This window comes from Streptomyces sp. NPDC034103 (assembly GCF_055575395.1).
This window is the reverse complement of record NZ_JBVISS010000006.1, coordinates 41,133-58,077: the sequence shown is the minus strand read 5'-3', so window position 1 is coordinate 58,077 and position 16,945 is coordinate 41,133. Positions and strand designations below refer to the sequence as shown.

Below are 16,945 nucleotides of genomic sequence, written 5' to 3'. Positions count from 1 at the left end.
CCACACCTCCGGTCACAGCGGTGTCACAGGTCACTGCGGACGAGGCCCTCGACGTCGCTCACATGGAACTCCCCGTAGCCGAAGCGGTCCCCGAGCGCCTGGTAGCGGGCATAGCGCCGCGGGTCGAGCGGCACCCAGAGCACGATCAGGACCCGCAGGAACATACGGAAGCCCAGGTCGGGATCCACCTCGGCGACGACCCGCTCCAGTGCCCCGAGCGCGTCGGCCCCGGACAGGGCGCGGCCGTGGGGCTGTACGGTCCTGGAGGCGAACTCCGGTGCCAGGTCCCGCAGTTCGGTCAGCACCGCGTCCGTCAGGTCGGAGCGGGCCGGCGCCGCCCGGGGGCGGTGACCGGGCGCGGTTGCCCGCAGTCGGTCCCGGCAGATCCCGGCGACCTCCTCCAGCCAGGGCCGTACGCCCGTGCCGTCGGGTCCGATACCGAAGCCACCGTCGGCGGCGGCCAGCCACACCCTGCCGATGGTCTCGTCGGGCAGCGGCGAGTCCAGCAGCCGCACCACGTCCTCCAGCAGTTCGGCGGCCGCGCTGCCCGGCGCCTGGAGGGCACCGTCACCCGCGGCCACCTCACGGACGACCTCCTCGGCCGTCGCCTCGTACCATTCGCCGGCGAACCGTGCCGTGAGCGCGGAGAGGCCGAAGTCCCAGTCGGAGTCACGCCGGTCGGCGTCGAGCGGCGGCCAGTCGACGGCCAGGCCGTCACGGACGACCGCGTAGGGATATCCGAAAGGGTCGCTGAGCTGGATGAACCGGTCGTAGCGCGCCTTGTCGACGCGCACGGACCAGGTCTTCAGGACGCGCAGCAGCAGTCGGAAGCCGAGATCGGGTCCGGCCTCGGCGACGGCCCTCCGCAGTGCCGGCACGGTGTCCGTCGGCGCCGCCCGCGCCAGGTCGGGCGCGAGCGCCTCGATCTCGGCGAGCACGGCGTCCTTCAGCCCGACCGGGAACGGGGGGCGTTGCGAGGCCTGCGGCGGCCAGGCGTCCGACCAGGCGCGCAGCCAGGACCGTACGGTCGTGCCGGACCGGCCCGGGTCGGACCGCTCCCGGTCGGCGGCCCGCCACAGGGTGCGGAGCACGTCCTCGGGCAGGCCGGACGCCAGCAGGCTCCGGGCGTCCGCGCCGAGTTGCTCGTCCCTCTCGAACTCCGGCGCCCGCCCGGCGAGACCGCTGAGCCCGAAATCCGTGTCGTACAGCACGTAGTACGGCTCGTGCTCGTCCCGTCGTGTCATCGTCCCCCCGCGCGGCTTCCGGCATTCCGGCATGACGAAGGCCCCGCCGCCCGTAGGCCGCGGGGCCTTCGCCCACATGGGAAATGGTGGAGATGGCGGGAATCGAACCCGCGTCCAACGGTGCAGAACCAGGGCTTCTCCGTGTGCAGTTCGCTGTGATTTTCTCGGCCCCGGCGATCACGCGAACAAGTCGCCGACGGGCCCAGTCACTGTTTGGTTTCCCATCGAACCCCGTGACCGGGCTCGATGGTTTAGTTCCCTAGATTATGCCAGGGTCCGGGTCGGGAACACTCCCGGGCTGACACCCGTTAGGGCCTCCACTCACTGCTTATTAGGCAGCGAGGGCGAAGGCGCGGGAATCGCTCTTGTTAGTGGCGATTATTTTTTGCGACATATGGTTTACGAGATCATTGCCGCTTCCTCGACACGCTTCCCCTGCCTCGACATCCGCTGTCGAAACCGATCATCCCCATGTTGTTTTTTCAAAGTCCCTCGTGAGAGGGGGCCGCACCCGCTGTGGGGTGCAGTGCCATCGTACGTGACCAACGCGGGCCGATGCCACCGTATTCCGGCGGCCCCGCCCTACTGACCGCGCTGCTTCCGCTTGGCCGCGGCGATCGCCCGGTCCGACTCGCGCCGGTCCTGCTTCTCGCGCAGGGTCTGCCGCTTGTCGTACTCCTTCTTTCCGCGCGCGAGCGCGATCTCGGCCTTGGCCCGGCCGTCCTTGAAGTACAGGGCGAGGGGCACGATCGTGTGCCCGGTCTCCTGGGCCTTCGCCTCCAGCTTGTCGATCTCCTCGCGGTGCAGCAGCAGCTTGCGCTTGCGGCGCGCGGAGTGGTTGGTCCAGCTGCCCTGGTGATACTCGGGGATGTGGGCGTTGTGCAGCCACGCCTCTCCCCGGTCGATCTGGACGAAGCCGTCGGTCAGCGAGGTCCGTCCCTCGCGCAGCGACTTGACCTCGGTGCCCATGAGGACGAGGCCCGCCTCGTAGGTGTCGACGATCGCGTAGTCGTGCCGGGCCTTCTTGTTCTGGGCGACGATCTTCTTCTTGCCGCCCTTCTCGCCGTCCCTGGCCTTGGCGGCCGTCCCGCCCGGCTTGGGCTGGGACTCCTTCGGTACGTACATTCCCTTGCTCATAGTGTCGTCCATTTTCGCACTACGGAGGGGGTGTACGGGAAGTCGTTTACGACTGGGGGCTCAGTCCGCTCAGGACCGTCTCCGCGCGCTCGATCATCCGCTGGTCGGCGTCGAGGTCGGGGGTGATGCCCTTGCCGTCGACGCCGCGCCCGGACGGTGTCCGGTAGTGCCCCACGGTCAGCTCGGCCACCGACCCGTCCGGCAGCCGGCTGGGCATCTGCACCGACCCCTTGCCGAAGGTCCGGGAGCCCACCACCACCGCGCGCCCCCGGTCCTGCAACGCACCCGTGAGCAGCTCGGCCGCGCTCATCGTGCCGCCGTCGACGAGCGCGACCACGGGGCTGGTGGTGTCGCCGCCGGGATCGGCGTGCAGGGCCCGCTGGGCGCCGTCGACGTCGTAGGTGGCGACGAGGCCGCCGTCCAGGAAGGCGGAGGCGGCGGTGACGGCCTCGGTGACCAGGCCGCCGGAGTTGCCGCGCAGGTCGAGGATGATGCCGGAGGCGGCGGAGGCGCGGGCCACGGCGGTGCGGACGGCGGCGCCGGCGCCCTTGGTGAACGAGTCGATCTTGATGACGGTGGTGCCGTCGGGGAGCCGACGGACGGTGACCGAGTCCGTGGACAGCCGGGCCCGCCGCAGCGTCTCGCGCCACGCGTGCGTGCCGCGCTCCAGCCCGAGGGTGACCGCCGTGCCGGCGGTGGCGTCCTTGGCGTCACCGCGCAGTAAGGAGACCACCTCGGTCACGGGCCGCCCGTCGACGGCGCGTCCGTCGACACTGCGCAGCCGGTCCCCGGCCCGGATCCCGGCGGTGGCCGCGGGCGACCCGGCGCGCACCTTGGTCACCTCGATCCGCCCGTCCCGCTCCCGTCGCGCCCACAGCCCGACGCCGGTGTAGCGCCCGTCGAGGGCGTCCTCGAACTCCTCGTACTCCCCCGGCGAGTAGACGGCCCCCCACCGGTCCCCGCTGCGGCTGACGGCCCGCTCGGCCGCCTCCACGGGGGACTTCCCGGCGGCCATGGCGCGGGCGGCGGCCTCCGTCACGTTCTCGTGATGCCCGGCCGGCGCGGCCGAACCGGCCCTGTCCTGAGTGCCTTTCCGGTCGCCCTCGGGCAGCGACCCGGTCGCGGCCCCCGCGACCAGCACGCTGGCGAACACCAACGTCAGAGCCGCCCCGCGGCCGATACGGCGGGGCTGACAGAACAGGTCACGGCCTGACATGCGGGTGAGTCTAGGACAACACGAAGGGCCGCACGGTCGGTTGACCGGACGGCCCTCTTGGCGTGTGTCACACCTTCAGGTACTTGCGCAACGCGAAGAACGCTGCCAGAGCCGGCATCAGCAGGCTGGTCGCCAGGATGAGGGGGAGCTTGGTCAGGACGGCGTCCCAGCCGATGAAGTTGATCAGGTTGAGCTTCTCGGACAGGGCCAGGCCGTGGTCGATGATGAAGTACCGGGCGATCACCAGGAATCCGCAGGCGACCCCGCCTCCGATGAGACCGGCGACGGCGGCCTCCATGATGAACGGGGCCTGGATGTAGAAGCCCGAGGCGCCGACCAGGCGCATGATGCCGGTCTCACGCCGGCGGCTGAACGCCGAGACGCGCACCGTGTTGACGATCAGCATCAGGGCGACGACCAGCATGAGCGCCATCACCGCGCGCGCGGCCCAGTTCATGCCGTTGAGGAGGCCGAAGAGGTTGTCCAGGATGCCCTTCTGGTCCTGCACGGACTGCACGCCGTCCCGGCCGTCGAAGGCCGTCGCGACGACCTGGTACTTCTCCGGGTCCTTCAGCTTGATCCGGTACGACTCCTGCATCTGGTCCGGCGTGAGGGAGGCGGCCAGCGGGGAGTCGCCGAACTGCTCCTTGTAGTGCTTGTACGCCTGGTCCTGCGACTCGTAGGTGACCTTCTCGACGACCGGCATCTTGTCGATGTCGGCGCGGATCTCCTTCTTCTGGTCGGCGGTCACCGCGCCCTTGGCGCAGTTGGGGTCGGACTCGGCGTCGCTCTTGTTGCAGAGGAAGACGGAGACGTTGACCTTGTCGTACCAGTAGCCCTTCATGGTGCTGACCTGGTCGCTCATGAGGAGCGAGCCGCCGAAGAGGGCGAGTGACAGGGCGACGGAGACGATGACGGCGAACGTCATCGTCAGATTGCGACGGAGACCGACACCGATCTCGGACAGTACGAACTGGGCGCGCATGGCGTCTGGTTGGGCCTTTCCGTGGACTGGGCGGTCAGTGCTGGTAGCCGTAGACGCCGCGCGCCTGGTCGCGGACGAGGCGGCCCTGCTCCAGCTCGATGACGCGCTTGCGCATCTGGTCCACGATGTTCTGGTCGTGCGTGGCCATGACCACGGTGGTACCCGTCCGGTTGATCCGGTCGAGGAGCTTCATGATGCCGACGGAGGTCTGCGGGTCGAGGTTGCCGGTGGGCTCGTCGGCGATCAGCAGCTTGGGGCGGTTGACGAAGGCCCGCGCGATGGCGACGCGCTGCTGCTCACCACCGGAGAGCTCACCGGGCATGCGCTCCTCCTTGCCGCCGAGCCCGACGAGGTCGAGCACCTGGGGCACGGACTTGCGGATCTCGCCGCGCGACTTGCCGATGACCTCCTGGGCGAAGGCCACGTTCTCCGCGACCGTCTTGTTGGGCAGGAGCCGGAAGTCCTGGAAGACCGTCCCCAACTGGCGGCGCATCTGCGGCACCTTCCAGTTGGACAGGCGCGCGAGGTCCTTGCCCAGGACGTGCACCTGTCCGTGACTGCACCGCTCCTCGCGGAGGACGAGCCGCAGGAAGGTGGACTTTCCGGAGCCGGAGGACCCCACGAGGAAGACGAACTCGCCCTTCTCCACTTCCAGGGACACATCCCTGAGTGCGGGGCGGGTCTGCTTGGGGTAGACCTTGGAGACGTTGTCGAATCGGATCACGGATGCACCACGGTTGGCCGGGGGTAGATGTGCGTGACCTTACGCGACCGGGGTGCGCGTCCGCAGGCACCGGTTGCGGTTCCGTGCCTGATGTGCCTTTTGTGTACCTGCCCAGGGGGTGACTCGAAGAGCGCTCGAGCCGTTTTCGGAGGAACCTGGCACAGTGGAGGGGGAACGTTCCGGACCCGGGGAGCGTTCTGTACATGGAACCGGCACTAGGAGGGCGAGCGCATGACGTACGACCGGCTGGTGTGCGCGAACTGCGCCGCGCCCGTGAACGAGGGCCGTTGCCCCGTCTGCCGTGCGAACCGTGAGCGGCTCTCCCAGGAGAACCCGTTCGCCCAGCTCAGCCCCATGGCGCTGATCGCCCTGCTCGTTGTGCTGATCGCGGCGCTGGCCCTGCTGGCCCACCAGACCGCCTAGCCGGCCACCCTCAGACGCCCGAGGGGCCCGGAGCGGATGTCCGCTCCGGGCCCCTCGTCGTACGACGTGCGCACCTGGCGTGTGCGCGCGGCTACCGTCAGGCGGTGGCGCCGCCGCGGCCGCCCACGAGGCGCGGCAGGACGCGGAAGCCGATGCCGCCGGCGATCATCGTCGCGGCGCCGAGCAGCAGGAAGGTGGTCTCCGCGGCACCGGTCTCGGCGAGCTCGTCACCGCTGCCCTGGGCGGCGGTGCCGTTGGAGGTCTGCGCGCCGGTGTCGGTCAGCGCCGAGGTGCCCTCCTCCTGGGTGCCGGTGTTGGAGCCGCCGTCGGGGTCGTTGTTGTTGCCCCCGCCGTTGCCGTTGCCATTGCCGTTGTCACCGTTGCCGTTGCCGCCGCCGTTGCCGCCGTCGTCGGTCGGTTCCGCGGTGGGCGGCTCCTCGGTGGGCTCCTCCGTGGGCTCGGTCGGCTCGGTGGTGGGCTCGTCGGTGATGGGCGGCTCCTCCGTCGGGAGGTCCGTCGGCAGGTCCGTCGGCAGGTCGGTGGGGACCGTGTCCGTCGGCGTCGGGTCCGGGCTGGGCGACTCCTCGCCGCACAGGACGCCGAGCAGGCAGTCGTCCGCCTCCGCGGCGGAGGCGGCGCCGGCGGCGGTCAGCGAGGCGCCGGCCGCGATCACGGCACCGGCGGCTATGCGCGCGATCCGGATCCGCGTCTTCTTGGTCATAAGGTTGCTACCCCCAGTAGCTCATCGTCAGTGAGGCGGCGCTCGGGGCGGTGATCGACGGGGGTGGCGGTTCGCAACTCTCCCCCGGTTCACATGCGCCCCAGAGACACGCATGCCGCGCTTTACCCTTCCCATTTTTCAAAGCAACGTCAAGGCCGTTGCGCACGCGATGTCCAGGTAAGCGATCTTTGCGGGGAGTTGAAGCCTGTGAGTGTGACGTAAAACCCAGACATCCGGTCACAGAAAAGGCAACTGCCGCCTCACGGGCGGCAGTTGCCTTGTCGACAAATCTCTGTCGGTTACTTCTCCTGCTGCTTGCGCCAGCGAATTCCGGCCTCGAGGAAACCGTCGATCTCACCGTCGAGCACGGCCTGCGGGTTGCCGACCTCGAAGTCCGTGCGCAGGTCCTTGACCATCTGGTACGGGTGCAGGACGTACGAACGCATCTGGTTGCCCCAGGAACTGCCGCCGTCCTTGAGGGCGTCCATCTTGGCCCGCTCCTCCTGGCGCTGCCGCTCCAGCAACTTGGCCTGCAGCACGTTCATGGCCGTGGCCTTGTTCTGGATCTGCGAGCGCTCGTTCTGGCAGGAGACCACGATGCCGGTCGGCAGGTGCGTGATGCGCACCGCGGAGTCGGTCGTGTTGACGCCCTGGCCGCCGGGGCCCGAGGACCGGTAGACGTCGATCCGCAGCTCGGACTCGTCGATGTCGACGTGGTCGGACGACTCCACGACGGGCAGCACCTCGACACCCGCGAAGGAGGTCTGGCGGCGGCCCTGGTTGTCGAAGGGCGAGATCCGCACCAGCCGGTGGGTCCCCTGCTCGACCGAGAGCTGGCCGTAGGCGTACGGCACCTGCACCACGAAGGTGGTCGACTTGATGCCGGCCTCCTCCGCGTACGACGTCTCGTAGACCTCGGTCTTGAAGCCGTGGCGCTCGGCCCAGCGCAGGTACATGCGCTGGAGCTGCTCGGCGAAGTCGGCGGCGTCGACGCCACCGGCCTCGGCGCGAATGTTGACGAGCGCCTCACGGGCGTCGTACTCACCGCTGAGGAGGGTGCGGACCTCCATCTCGTCCAGCGCCTTCTTCACGGACACGAGCTCGGACTCCGCCTCGGCGCGGGTGTCCGGGTCGTCCTCCTCCTCGGCCATCTGGAAGAGCACGGAGAGATCGTCGATCCGCCCGCGCAGCGCCTCGGCCTTCCTGACCTCGGCCTGGAGGTGACTCAGCTTGCTGGTGATCTTCTGCGCCTCGTCCGGGTTGTCCCACAGGGACGGCGCGGCCGCCTGCTCCTCGAGCACGGCGATGTCTGCCCTCAGCTTGTCGAGGTCCAGAACGGCCTCGATCGACTCCATGGTCGAGGAGAGGGACTTGAGCTCTTCGGATACATCGACGACTGCCACGCTCCCAGCCTAACGGCTGTGGCAACCGACCTCGGCCGGACAGCGGGCCACGGCATCATCCAGCCCGCCCGACGTGCGAGGACGAGGCCCGCTCGGGGCCGACAGCGGGGACGCTGCCCTCAGGGAGGGGGCAGGTAAGGGCGGCGGGGCGAGCTCGACCGGTCGCCCCCATCCGTCACGGGGACGCCGGTGCCGAGTTCTTCGTGTCCTGGGGAGTTCCCGCGTCGTCCCCCGAGGTCGCCGCCCAGGTGCCCACCCCGGCCGCCACGAGCACCACCGCGGCGACGCTCACCACGACCCGGCGTCGACGCGTCGCGGCCCGGTTGCGCGCGGAACCGGGCCGCGGGGCCCCCGCCGCCCGCGGCACCCGCGCCGTGCCCCGCGCGCCCCCCGCCAGCTCGTCCGGCGCCGGCACCCGCATCGAGGTGTGGGTGTCCCGGTTGGAGTCGGCCGGCTTCGCACCGCGCACCAGCGGCACCGCGCCCCGCCGCACCGGCGCCGTGGCGGGCTGCTCCGAGGGCGCCTCGTAGGGCTCCTCCGCGTCCTCCTCCGCGTCCGGCTCGTCCACGTCCAGCGGCGTCATCCCGGCCAGCAGCGGCAGCAGCTCCCGCAGCCGCGCGCCGAGCTCCGAGGCGCGCAGCCGGGAGGCCGGGGCCTTGGCGAGGCACTGCACGATCAGCTGCCACAGCTCGTCGGGGATGCCGGGGAGCGGGGCGACGGTCTCGGTGACATGGCGGCGCAGCACCGCGCCCGGGTGTCCGCCGCCGAAGGGCGTGAAGCCGGCCAGCAGCTCGTACAGGACCGTCGCGAGCGCGTAGATGTCCACGGCCGCGCGCGGGGGCAGTCCCTCGACGATCTCCGGGGCCAGGTAGTCCGGCGTGCCGATGATCTTCGTGGCGCGGGTCCGGCGCGGGGTGTCGATGAGCTTGGCGACGCCGAAGTCCGTGAGCAGGGCGCGGTGCGAGCCGCCCGGCCCGAGCGGGCCCTGCATGTCCAGCAGGACGTTCTCCGGCTTGACGTCACGGTGCACGACCCCGGCGGCGTGCGCGGCGGCGAGCGCGTCGGCGATGTCGGCGACGATGGCGACCGCGGCCTCGGGCGCCAGCCGCTTCTCCCGGTCGAGCCGGGTGCGCAGGTCGGTGCCGCGCACGAGGTCCATCACCAGGGCGAGGTCGTTGCCGTCGACCACCAGGTCGCGGACCGAGACGACGTTGGGGTGGTCGAGTCCGAGCAGGGCCGTGCGCTCCTGCACGAACCGCCCGACGAGCTCCTGGTCGGACGAGAGGTCCTCGCGCAGCAGCTTGACGGCGACGGGCCCCTCGGGGCCCTCGCCCAGCCACACCGTGCCGGCACTGCCCCGCCCCAGGATCTGGTTGGCGGTGTACCGGCTGCCGATCTTCCGTGCCAAGGCTGCTCCTACAGACGCGTGTTGTCGCCGCTGCGCCAGCCTGGGGGCTGTGCCGTCGACGGCTGCGCCGCGGGCCCCCAGACCCCCGGTCGACAAAACTACGCGCCCGGCGAGGCCATCTTCACCACGGAGACCGAAATCACCCGCCAGGTGTCGACAAATCTCCAGAGTCGCCGCGGGAACGGCTACTGCCCGGACGTGCCGCTGCTCAGATCACCGATCCACCCGGAGACCGTGCTGATGATGTCGCCGATCTGGTCCCAGTAGCTCTTGCCCGTGCCGATCCAGTCCTGGAGCGGGCTCAGCTCCCAGATCAGCCAGCTCGCGACGAAGAGGATGACGATCGTGAACAGGCATCCCTTGAGGCAGCCCAGCCCCGGGATCCTCATCGGGTTGGCGCTGCGCTGCCGCGGCTGCCGGGGCTCGCGCTGGGGCTGCTGCGGCGGCGGCGCGTACCGCTGCGGCTGCGGCTGGGGCGGAGGCGGCGGGGCGTAACGCTGCGGCTGCTGTCGCTGCTGCTGCTGCGGACGGCCGCCGTAGCCCTGTCCCTGCTGGGGCTGCTGCGGCTGCGGGCGCTGCTGGCGCTGCGGCGGCTGCTGCGGGCGCTGGACCTGCCGCTGGGGGCGGCGGCGCAGCGGGTCCTCGTTAGGGTCGAGGTACTGGACCTGGGTCTGCTCGTTGCGGTCGCGGGCCGCGCGCAGCTGGTTCTGCCAGGGGTGCGGGTCCTCGGGGCCGCCCTGCCCCTGCTGTCCCGGCTGACCGGGCGGCACCGGCGGCATGACGGCCGTCGGGTCGGCGGCGCCCCGATGGGGCAGTACGGCGGTGGGGTCGGCGGCGCCGACGTGCGGCAGGACGTTGGTCGCGGCGTTCGGGTCGTACGCGCCCGCGCCGTGCGGCAGCACCTGCGTGGGGTCGGCGGAGCCCGGTACGGCCGCGGGGGCCGGGTCGGGGGCGAGGAGGGCGCCGACGTTCTCGGCGGCGGCGATCTGCGCGGAGTTCGCGTGCACGCCGACGCCCTCGGCGACGACCCGCAGGCCGCGCGCGAGGTTCTCGGCGCTGGGCCGGTCCTCGGGGTTCTTGCGCAGACAGCGCTCTATGACCGTCCACAGCGGTTCGGGGACCGTGGAAGGGCGGCGGGGTTCGGCGCTGAGGTGCTGGTGGAGGACTTCGAGGGCGGAGCCGCCTGCGAACGGCGGACGGCCGGTGACCAGCTCGTACAGCAGGATGCCGGCGCCGTAGATGTCGACGGCGGAGGTCTGCGGGCGGCCCTCGGCGGACTCGGGGGCCACGTACGCGGGCGTGCCGACGAACTCGTGGGTGCGGGTCAGGCCGGGGGAGTCGGCGAGACGCGCGATGCCGAAGTCGGTGAGCAGCGGGTGCATCCCGCCGCCGTCCTGGCGCAGCAGGACGTTGGCGGGCTTCAGGTCGCGGTGCACGACGCCGTCGGCGTGGCTGGCGGCGAGCGCGTCGGCGATCTGCGCGGTGAGCAGGGCGGCGCCGACCGGGCTGAAGGGGCCGTTCTCGCGCAGGTAGCGGTGCAGATCGGGGCCCTCGACGAGGTCCATGACGAGGGCGAGCAGATCGCCTTCGACGACCAGGTCGCGCACCCGGACGATGTTCGGGTGGGTCAACCGGAGCAGGACGGAGCGCTCCCGCAGGAACCGCATCACGATGTCCGGGTCGCTCGCGAGCTCCTCCTTGAGGACCTTGATCGCGACGGTCTCTCCGGGCTGGCCCTGCACGGCCGCCTCGGCGCCCGCGGCCTCCCGCTGCCGGGCGCGCCAGACGGTGCCCGTGGCCCCGCGTCCGAGCGGCTCCTCGAGGAAGTACTTGCTGCCTACCGGCCGCACGTCATGCGCTCCCTGTTGCTTGCGTATGTTCCGACCCACTGTAGTGCCGCTTCCCTGGGCACTACGTATGTGCTGCGAAGCCTGTTCGAAGGAAAGACGCCCACCTCCGCCTCCCGGTTGCCACCCCTGGACGTGACTGATCTCAAGTGATCACCGGCACCGCACCGGTCAGGCACTTTTAGGGGCAGAGCTGACCAATCAAGATCACTTGATGCCGGGACGTGGGCAGAGTGTCAGTGGCAGGTGCGAGGATGCCTCCAGTACTGGCCGATGTGCTCGTGTGGCGGTGGGGGAAGTCCGCGGTGTGGGGGACCGTGGGGCGGCTTCGTCCCGTTGCGCGGGTGCCGCGCAGAAGGGACCGCTGACGGCGATGCAGATCCGGCTGACCGTCGTAGACCCGCTGGCCCCGTCCGCGGAGGCGGCCCCCGGCCGTGCCGCGAGCTGCGACGTGCTGGTCACGGCGCCCGCCGGGACGGCCCTCGCGGCGATCACGTCCGCGCTGGCCTCGGCCGTCACCGGCGACGGCGCGCTCACCGGCGGGAGCGGCCAGCCCGCGCTGTACGTCGGCGCGGAGCGGCTCGACGCCCAGCGCTGCACCCTCGGCGAACCCCCGCTGACCGACGGCGCCGTGCTCGCCCTCGGCGCCCCCACCGACCCCGAGCCGCACCCCGAGGTGGACGACGCGCCCACCCGCCTCGACGTGGTCGCGGGCCCGGACGCGGGCGGGGTCCATCTGCTGCACGGCGGCCGTATCGAGATCGGCCGCTCCGCCGACGCCGACGTCCCGCTCGACGACCCGGACGTCTCCCGGCTGCACTGCGCGGTCACCGTCGGCACCGACGGCCGGGTCTCGGTCGCCGACCTCGACTCCACCAACGGCACGGTCCTGGACGGCACGCGCGTGGGTCCCCGCCCGGTCCGCTTCCCTCCGGGCGCGCTGCTCCGCATCGGCGAGTCCGCCCTCCGGCTGGCCCCGGCCGGTGGCCCCGGCACCCGCCTGCCCACGGCCCCGGACGGCGAGGGGCACGTGCGCGTGACGGCCGCGACGCGGACCGACGCCGCTCCCGGAGGCCCTCCCGGACCGACCCGCCATGCGTACGGCACGGCGGACCTGGCCCCGGCACGACAGCAGCCGGCCGTCCCGGAACAGGGCCAGGCGCCCCGGATCGAGAGCAGGGGGGCACGGCCGTACGAGACCCGGGGTGCCGTCTCCCGCCGTCGGGTGTCCGGCGTCGCCGGGGCCCCGGGAGTGGTCTCCGGGGGCGCGTACGCGCGGGACGGCGGCGAGACCCACGCGGGGCGCCTCGGAGCGACCGGCTCCGCCGAGGGCGTCGGCGCCTCGACGGGCGCCGGGGGCCATCCGGGTGACGCGGCACCGGACCGACCCCTCGGCGGCTCGGCAGGAGCCCGGGGCTACTCGGGTGATGCGGCCACCGCGAACCGACCTCCCGGCACCTCGACAGGCCCCGGCGGCCATTCGGGTGACGCGGCCACGACGAACCGACCCTCCGGCAAATCGACGGGTCCGGGCGGCCATTCGGGTGACGCCGCGTCGGACCGACCCCTCAGCGGCTCGACAGGAGCCCGGGGCTACTCGGGTGATGCGGCCACCGCGAACCGACCCCTCGGCACCTCGACAGGCCCCGGCGGCCATTCGGGTGACGCGACCACGACGAACCGCCCCTCCGGGTCCTCAACGGCCCCCGGCGGCCGTCCGGGAGGCGCCGCGCCGGACCGACCCCTCGGCGGCACGGCGGCAGCGGCCCGCGACTTCGGCACCGGCACCGGCACCGGCAGCGGGGTCCCGAGGACCCCCGCCCCCGCGGGCACCCCGGCACCCGGCGAGCACACCGCGCCCGCCCCCGGCGGTCCCGCCGCCATCGACGAGCACGCGCGCGCCACGGACCCCGAGGCGGGCAGCCGGCGCGGGGGCACCCCGCTGCGGGGCGCCGACGTGCCGCAGGGCGTCCGCAAGCGCGGCGGGCTCGGCGCGTGGGCCCGCAGGCTCACCGGCAACCGGGGCGAGCCGAGCCAGGCCGCCGAGAGCGAGACCTACGACGAGGAGGCACCGCGGCCGACGCCGGCGCCCGCGTCCCCCGCGCCCCAGCAGCCGGAGACCTGGCCGGACCCGGCGGCGCTGCTGCTGACGGCCCTGGGCCCCGGCCCCCGGCTCTGGGAGCGCGGCCCGGACCACCCCGAGGCGCTCACGGTGCGGCTCGGCACAGCCGACCGGGCGGCCCCCGACGGCTCGGGTCTGCTGCCCGCGGTACCGGTGACCGCCGATCTGCGGGAGGTGGGGGCGCTGGGGCTGGCGGGCCCGCGCGCGCGGCTGGCGGGGCTGGCCCGCGCGGTGGTGGCCCAGCTCGCAGCCCTGCACTCTCCCGACACCCTGGAGATCGTCCTGCTCAGCGCGGACCGCGCGCGCCCGCTTCAGGAGCGCACCGCCGAGTGGTCCTGGCTGGGCTGGCTGCCGCATCTGCGCCCGGGCCACGGCCAGGACTGCCGGCTGCTGCTCGCCTACGACCGGGAGCAGGCCACGGCCCGTACGGACGAGCTCCTGCGGCGGCTGGAGGAGACACCGCAGCCGACGGCCGGTGAGACGCCGGGCACGCCCCGGCGGCCGTCCTGGGCTCACGACGACGCGGCGGCGCCCGGCTTCGAGGGGCCGTACACGGTCCTGCTCGTGGACGGCGACCCCGGTGGCGCCGGTGTCCGCAAGGCCGTGGCGCGGCTGGCGCTGGAGGGTCCGCGGGCCGGGATCCACGTGGTGTGTCTCGCCGAGTCCCCGCCGGCCTCGCCCGCGTCGCCGGTGACGGAGACCTACGAGTCGGCGTGCGCGGCCGCCCCGACGTTCCGGGAGTGCGGCGCGGTCGCGCTGCTCAGCGGGGACGTGGCGACGGCGCTGCGGCTGATGCGGGTGGCGCGGGGCGGGGCCCACGGCACCGACAGCACCCTCGTGCCCGACGCCGGTGACCGCCGCCGTCCGGCCGCCGACACCCCCGGTGGCCACTCGGCGCCGCCCCGCTCGCACACCACCGGCCCGGTCGGTCACGGCACGGTCGCCGCGGTGGACGCCGTCTCCCCCGCTTGGGCGGAGCGGTTCGCGCGGGCGCTGGCGCCGCTGCGTACGGACGGCGCCGGGGGCGAGCGGCAGCCGCGGGTGTCGGCGCCGCTGCCCCAGATGGCGCGGCTGCTGGACGAGTTGGGGCTGGCGCGGGCCACCCCGGCGTCGCTGATGACGCGCTGGGCGGACGCGGCGGACGACACGGAGGCCCTCGGCGGCCGGGCCTGGGCGGTGCTCGGGGCGGGGCCGCGCGGGCCGGTCTGCGCGGACCTCGTCGCGGACGGCCCGCATCTGCTGATCGAGGGCCCGGCGGGCAGCGGCCGTACGGAACTGCTGCGGGCGGTCGTCGCCTCGCTGGCCGCCGCCGAGCGGCCCGACCGGCTGAGCATCGTGCTGATGGACGGCCGGGACAGCGTGGGCGCGGGCTCCGGCGGCCAGGGCGAGGGACTGCGGGTCTGTACGGACGTACCGCATGTCACGACCCATCTGACCGCCAACGACCCGGTGCGGATGCGGGAGTTCGCCCAGTCGCTGAGCGCCGAGCTGAAGCGGCGCGGGGAGCTTCTGGGCCGCTCCGACTTCGCCGAGTGGCACACCGGGCGGGAGCTGTCCGGCCGTATGGTCGCGCAGCGGGGAGCCTCCGGCGGGGCCGGGGACCTGGAGACCCCGCCCAGTTCCACGATCCGGCTGCGGCCCGCGGCGGCCCGTCGGCAGGCGGAGCCGGCTCCGCCGCTGCCCCGGCTGGTGGTGATCGTCGACGACCTGGACGCCCTGGTCTCCCCCGCGCTGGGCTCGCCCGGCCGGCCGTCGGCGGGCTCGGTGATGCGCGCGCTGGAGGCGGTGGCCCGGGAGGGCGAGCGGCTCGGCGTCCACCTGGTGGCCGCGGCGGCCTCCGGCGGCCGTACGGCGGAGTCGGAGGCCGCCCGCCGCGCGGCCCTGCGCGTCACGCTGGACGCCCCGACCCCGGGGCCGGACGAACCGGCGCCCGGCCGTGGCCGCCTGACCTGGGCGGACGGCCGTACGACCGCCTTCCAGGGCGGCCGGGTGACGGGCCGCATCCCGCGCACCGCGACCCTGCGTCCCACGGTGGTCGCCCTGGACTGGCACCGCATGGGCGATCCGCCGGCCCGCCGCCCGGTGCGGGAGCTGGGCAATGGACCGACGGACCTGGCGCTGCTGGCGAGCGCCCTGGAGCGGGCGGCGCGGGAGGTCGCGGCGACCGAGGTGCCGTCTCTGCTGTAGGTCGCGTCCTCCTCCGAACGAGGGCTGTCCCGTTACGACGGGGTCACGATCTTCCGGTTGACACCGCACGCGGTCTTGCCGACCCCATGCCCCCGGCGTAGACCAGAGCCCACGGGACGCTCGACGTTCGATGAGGAACGAAGAACGGGGCAGTGTGATGCGCAGCAGGAGCACCTACCGGGCACGTATGGCTACCGCGACAGCCGCCCTCCTCGCGGGAGCCCTCGCGCTCACCGCGTGCGGCGGCGATGACGACGACGGCGGGGACGGCGGCGGTGGCAACACCGAGACCGGCGGCACCTCCGTCACCCTCCCCAAGCTGGACGGCCAGACCCTGGAGGTCGCGGCCGTCTGGACCGGAGCCGAACAGGAGAACTTCACCAAGGTCCTCGACGAGTTCACCAAGCGCACCGGCGCGAAGGTCAAGTTCGTGCCGACCGGCAACAACACCTCCACCTTCCTCGCCGCCAAGATCGAGGGCGGGCAGCCGCCGGACGTGGCGTTCCTGCCGCAGGTCGGCGTGTTGCACCAGTTCGCGCAGAAGAAGTGGCTCAAGCCCCTCGGCACCGAGGCCAAGGCCCAGTTGGACAAGAACTTCTCGCAGGGGTGGCGGGACCTCGGCGCGTACGAGGGCCAGCAGTACGGCGTCTACGCGAAGGCCGCCAACAAGTCGCTGATCTGGTACAACACCGCGGCCTTCGAGGCGGCCGGGATCACCGAGGTACCGAAGACGTGGAAGGAGTTCCTCACCACCGCGCAGACGCTGTCCGACGCCGGCTCCCCCGCCGTGTCCGTCGGCGGCGCGGACGGCTGGACGCTCACCGACTGGTTCGAGAACGTCTATCTGTCCCAGGCGGGTCCGGAGAAGTACGACCAGCTGGCCAAGCACGAGATCAAGTGGACGGACCCCTCGGTCAAGCAGGCCCTCACCACGCTCGCCGAGCTGTGGGGCAAGGACGACCTGCTGGCGGGCGGCCGCAAGGGCGCGCTGGACACGGAGTTCCCGAAGTCGGTCACCCAGACCTTCACCGGTGACACCCCGGCCGCGATGGTCTTCGAGGGCGACTTCGTCACCGCGAACATCAACGCCGACACCAAGGCGAAGGTGGGCACGGACGCCAAGGTCTTCCCGTTCCCGGCGGTCGGCTCCGACTCCCCCGTGGTCAGCGGCGGCGACGTGGCCGTGGCGCTGAAGGACAGCAAGGGCGCCCAGGCGCTGCTGACCTTCCTCGCCTCGACCGACGCGGCCGAGGTCTGGGCGGCCCAGGGCGGCATCCTCTCCCCCAACAAGGAGATGGACCAGGGCACGTACAAGGACGACGTGACCCGGCAGATCGCCAAGGCCCTGATCGACGCGGGCGACGACTTCCGGTTCGACATGTCCGACCAGGCACCGGCGGCGTTCGGCGGCACGCAGGGCACCGGCGAGTGGAAGGACCTTCAGGACTTCCTGGCCGACCCGAGTGATGTCGCGGGCGCCCAGCGGAAGTTGGAGGCCGACGCCGCCAAGGCGTACGGCGCCCGCTGA

12 protein-coding genes and 1 other RNA gene are annotated in these 16,945 nt (G+C 72.7%); 3 read left to right on the top strand and 10 right to left on the bottom strand.

All coding sequences use genetic code 11. The features are described 5' to 3' along the window. Nucleotides 1-23: 23 nt before the first annotated feature. The 6 genes from ACZ56U_RS14340 to ftsE form a co-directional block, all read right to left on the bottom strand. Entirely contained in the window at nucleotides 24-1,244 is a 1,221-nt protein-coding gene (locus ACZ56U_RS14340) for a serine/threonine-protein kinase (RefSeq protein WP_469084323.1), read from the bottom strand. Nucleotides 1,245-1,328: 84 nt separating this feature from the next. Then, nucleotides 1,329-1,715, bottom strand: a transfer-messenger RNA (tmRNA) gene (gene ssrA / locus ACZ56U_RS14335). Between the two features lie 111 nt (nucleotides 1,716-1,826). Further along, entirely contained in the window at nucleotides 1,827-2,369 is a 543-nt protein-coding gene (gene smpB, locus ACZ56U_RS14330; RefSeq protein ID WP_469084666.1) for an SsrA-binding protein SmpB, read from the bottom strand. A 58-nt stretch (nucleotides 2,370-2,427) separates the two neighbouring features. Next, the gene (locus ACZ56U_RS14325; protein WP_469084322.1) at nucleotides 2,428-3,597 is read right to left on the bottom strand and encodes a S41 family peptidase; all 1,170 of its coding nucleotides are present in this window, start codon (nucleotides 3,595-3,597) and stop codon (nucleotides 2,428-2,430) included. A 67-nt stretch (nucleotides 3,598-3,664) separates the two neighbouring features. Further along, nucleotides 3,665-4,582, bottom strand: coding sequence for a permease-like cell division protein FtsX (gene ftsX, locus ACZ56U_RS14320; RefSeq protein ID WP_469084321.1), 918 nt, complete (start codon nucleotides 4,580-4,582; stop codon nucleotides 3,665-3,667). A gap of 34 nt (nucleotides 4,583-4,616) precedes the next feature. After that, a complete protein-coding gene (gene ftsE / locus ACZ56U_RS14315) occupies nucleotides 4,617-5,306 on the bottom strand; it encodes a cell division ATP-binding protein FtsE (RefSeq protein ID WP_469084320.1) in 690 nt (229 codons plus the stop codon). Nucleotides 5,307-5,537: 231 nt separating this feature from the next. On the opposite strand from ftsE, the gene ACZ56U_RS14310 reads away from it, so the two are divergent. Next, nucleotides 5,538-5,729 carry a hypothetical protein gene (locus ACZ56U_RS14310; RefSeq protein WP_469084319.1) on the top strand — a complete coding sequence of 64 codons (192 nt, stop codon included), beginning with the start codon at nucleotides 5,538-5,540 and terminating at the stop codon, nucleotides 5,727-5,729. Between the two features lie 97 nt (nucleotides 5,730-5,826). Here the strand turns inward: ACZ56U_RS14310 and ACZ56U_RS14305 are convergent, their stop codons facing one another. From ACZ56U_RS14305 to ACZ56U_RS14290, 4 genes are all read right to left on the bottom strand, one after another. Beyond that, complete coding sequence (locus ACZ56U_RS14305) at nucleotides 5,827-6,450, bottom strand: LPXTG cell wall anchor domain-containing protein (protein WP_469084318.1); 624 nt, start codon at nucleotides 6,448-6,450, stop codon at nucleotides 5,827-5,829. A gap of 299 nt (nucleotides 6,451-6,749) precedes the next feature. Further along, a complete protein-coding gene (gene prfB / locus ACZ56U_RS14300; protein WP_469084317.1) occupies nucleotides 6,750-7,853 on the bottom strand; it encodes a peptide chain release factor 2 in 1,104 nt (367 codons plus the stop codon). 175 nt (nucleotides 7,854-8,028) lie between these two features. Next, on the bottom strand, nucleotides 8,029-9,261 hold the full coding sequence (locus ACZ56U_RS14295; protein WP_469084316.1) for a serine/threonine-protein kinase: 1,233 nt from the start codon (nucleotides 9,259-9,261) through the stop codon (nucleotides 8,029-8,031). A gap of 185 nt (nucleotides 9,262-9,446) precedes the next feature. Next, nucleotides 9,447-11,111 carry a serine/threonine-protein kinase gene (locus tag ACZ56U_RS14290; RefSeq protein WP_469084315.1) on the bottom strand — a complete coding sequence of 555 codons (1,665 nt, stop codon included), beginning with the start codon at nucleotides 11,109-11,111 and terminating at the stop codon, nucleotides 9,447-9,449. Nucleotides 11,112-11,481: 370 nt separating this feature from the next. Here ACZ56U_RS14290 and ACZ56U_RS14285 point away from each other — a divergent pair, with 370 nt between their 5' ends. After that, the gene (locus tag ACZ56U_RS14285; protein WP_469084314.1) at nucleotides 11,482-15,417 is read left to right on the top strand and encodes an FHA domain-containing protein; all 3,936 of its coding nucleotides are present in this window, start codon (nucleotides 11,482-11,484) and stop codon (nucleotides 15,415-15,417) included. A gap of 157 nt (nucleotides 15,418-15,574) precedes the next feature. Then, entirely contained in the window at nucleotides 15,575-16,945 is a 1,371-nt protein-coding gene (locus ACZ56U_RS14280; protein WP_469084313.1) for an ABC transporter substrate-binding protein, read from the top strand.

What these genes read in the sequence shown, in the direction of transcription:
- ACZ56U_RS14340 (WP_469084323.1), bottom strand. Translation starts at nt 1,244, where the DNA reads ATGACACGACGGGACGAGCACGAGCCGTACTACGTGCTGTACGACACG.
- smpB (WP_469084666.1), bottom strand. Translation starts at nt 2,369, where the DNA reads ATGTACGTACCGAAGGAGTCCCAGCCCAAGCCGGGCGGGACGGCCGCC.
- ACZ56U_RS14325 (WP_469084322.1), bottom strand. Translation starts at nt 3,597, where the DNA reads ATGTCAGGCCGTGACCTGTTCTGTCAGCCCCGCCGTATCGGCCGCGGG.
- ftsX (WP_469084321.1), bottom strand. Translation starts at nt 4,582, where the DNA reads ATGCGCGCCCAGTTCGTACTGTCCGAGATCGGTGTCGGTCTCCGTCGC.
- ACZ56U_RS14310 (WP_469084319.1), top strand. Translation starts at nt 5,538, where the DNA reads ATGACGTACGACCGGCTGGTGTGCGCGAACTGCGCCGCGCCCGTGAAC.
- ACZ56U_RS14305 (WP_469084318.1), bottom strand. Translation starts at nt 6,450, where the DNA reads ATGACCAAGAAGACGCGGATCCGGATCGCGCGCATAGCCGCCGGTGCC.
- ACZ56U_RS14285 (WP_469084314.1), top strand. Translation starts at nt 11,482, where the DNA reads ATGCAGATCCGGCTGACCGTCGTAGACCCGCTGGCCCCGTCCGCGGAG.
- ACZ56U_RS14280 (WP_469084313.1), top strand. Translation starts at nt 15,575, where the DNA reads ATGCGCAGCAGGAGCACCTACCGGGCACGTATGGCTACCGCGACAGCC.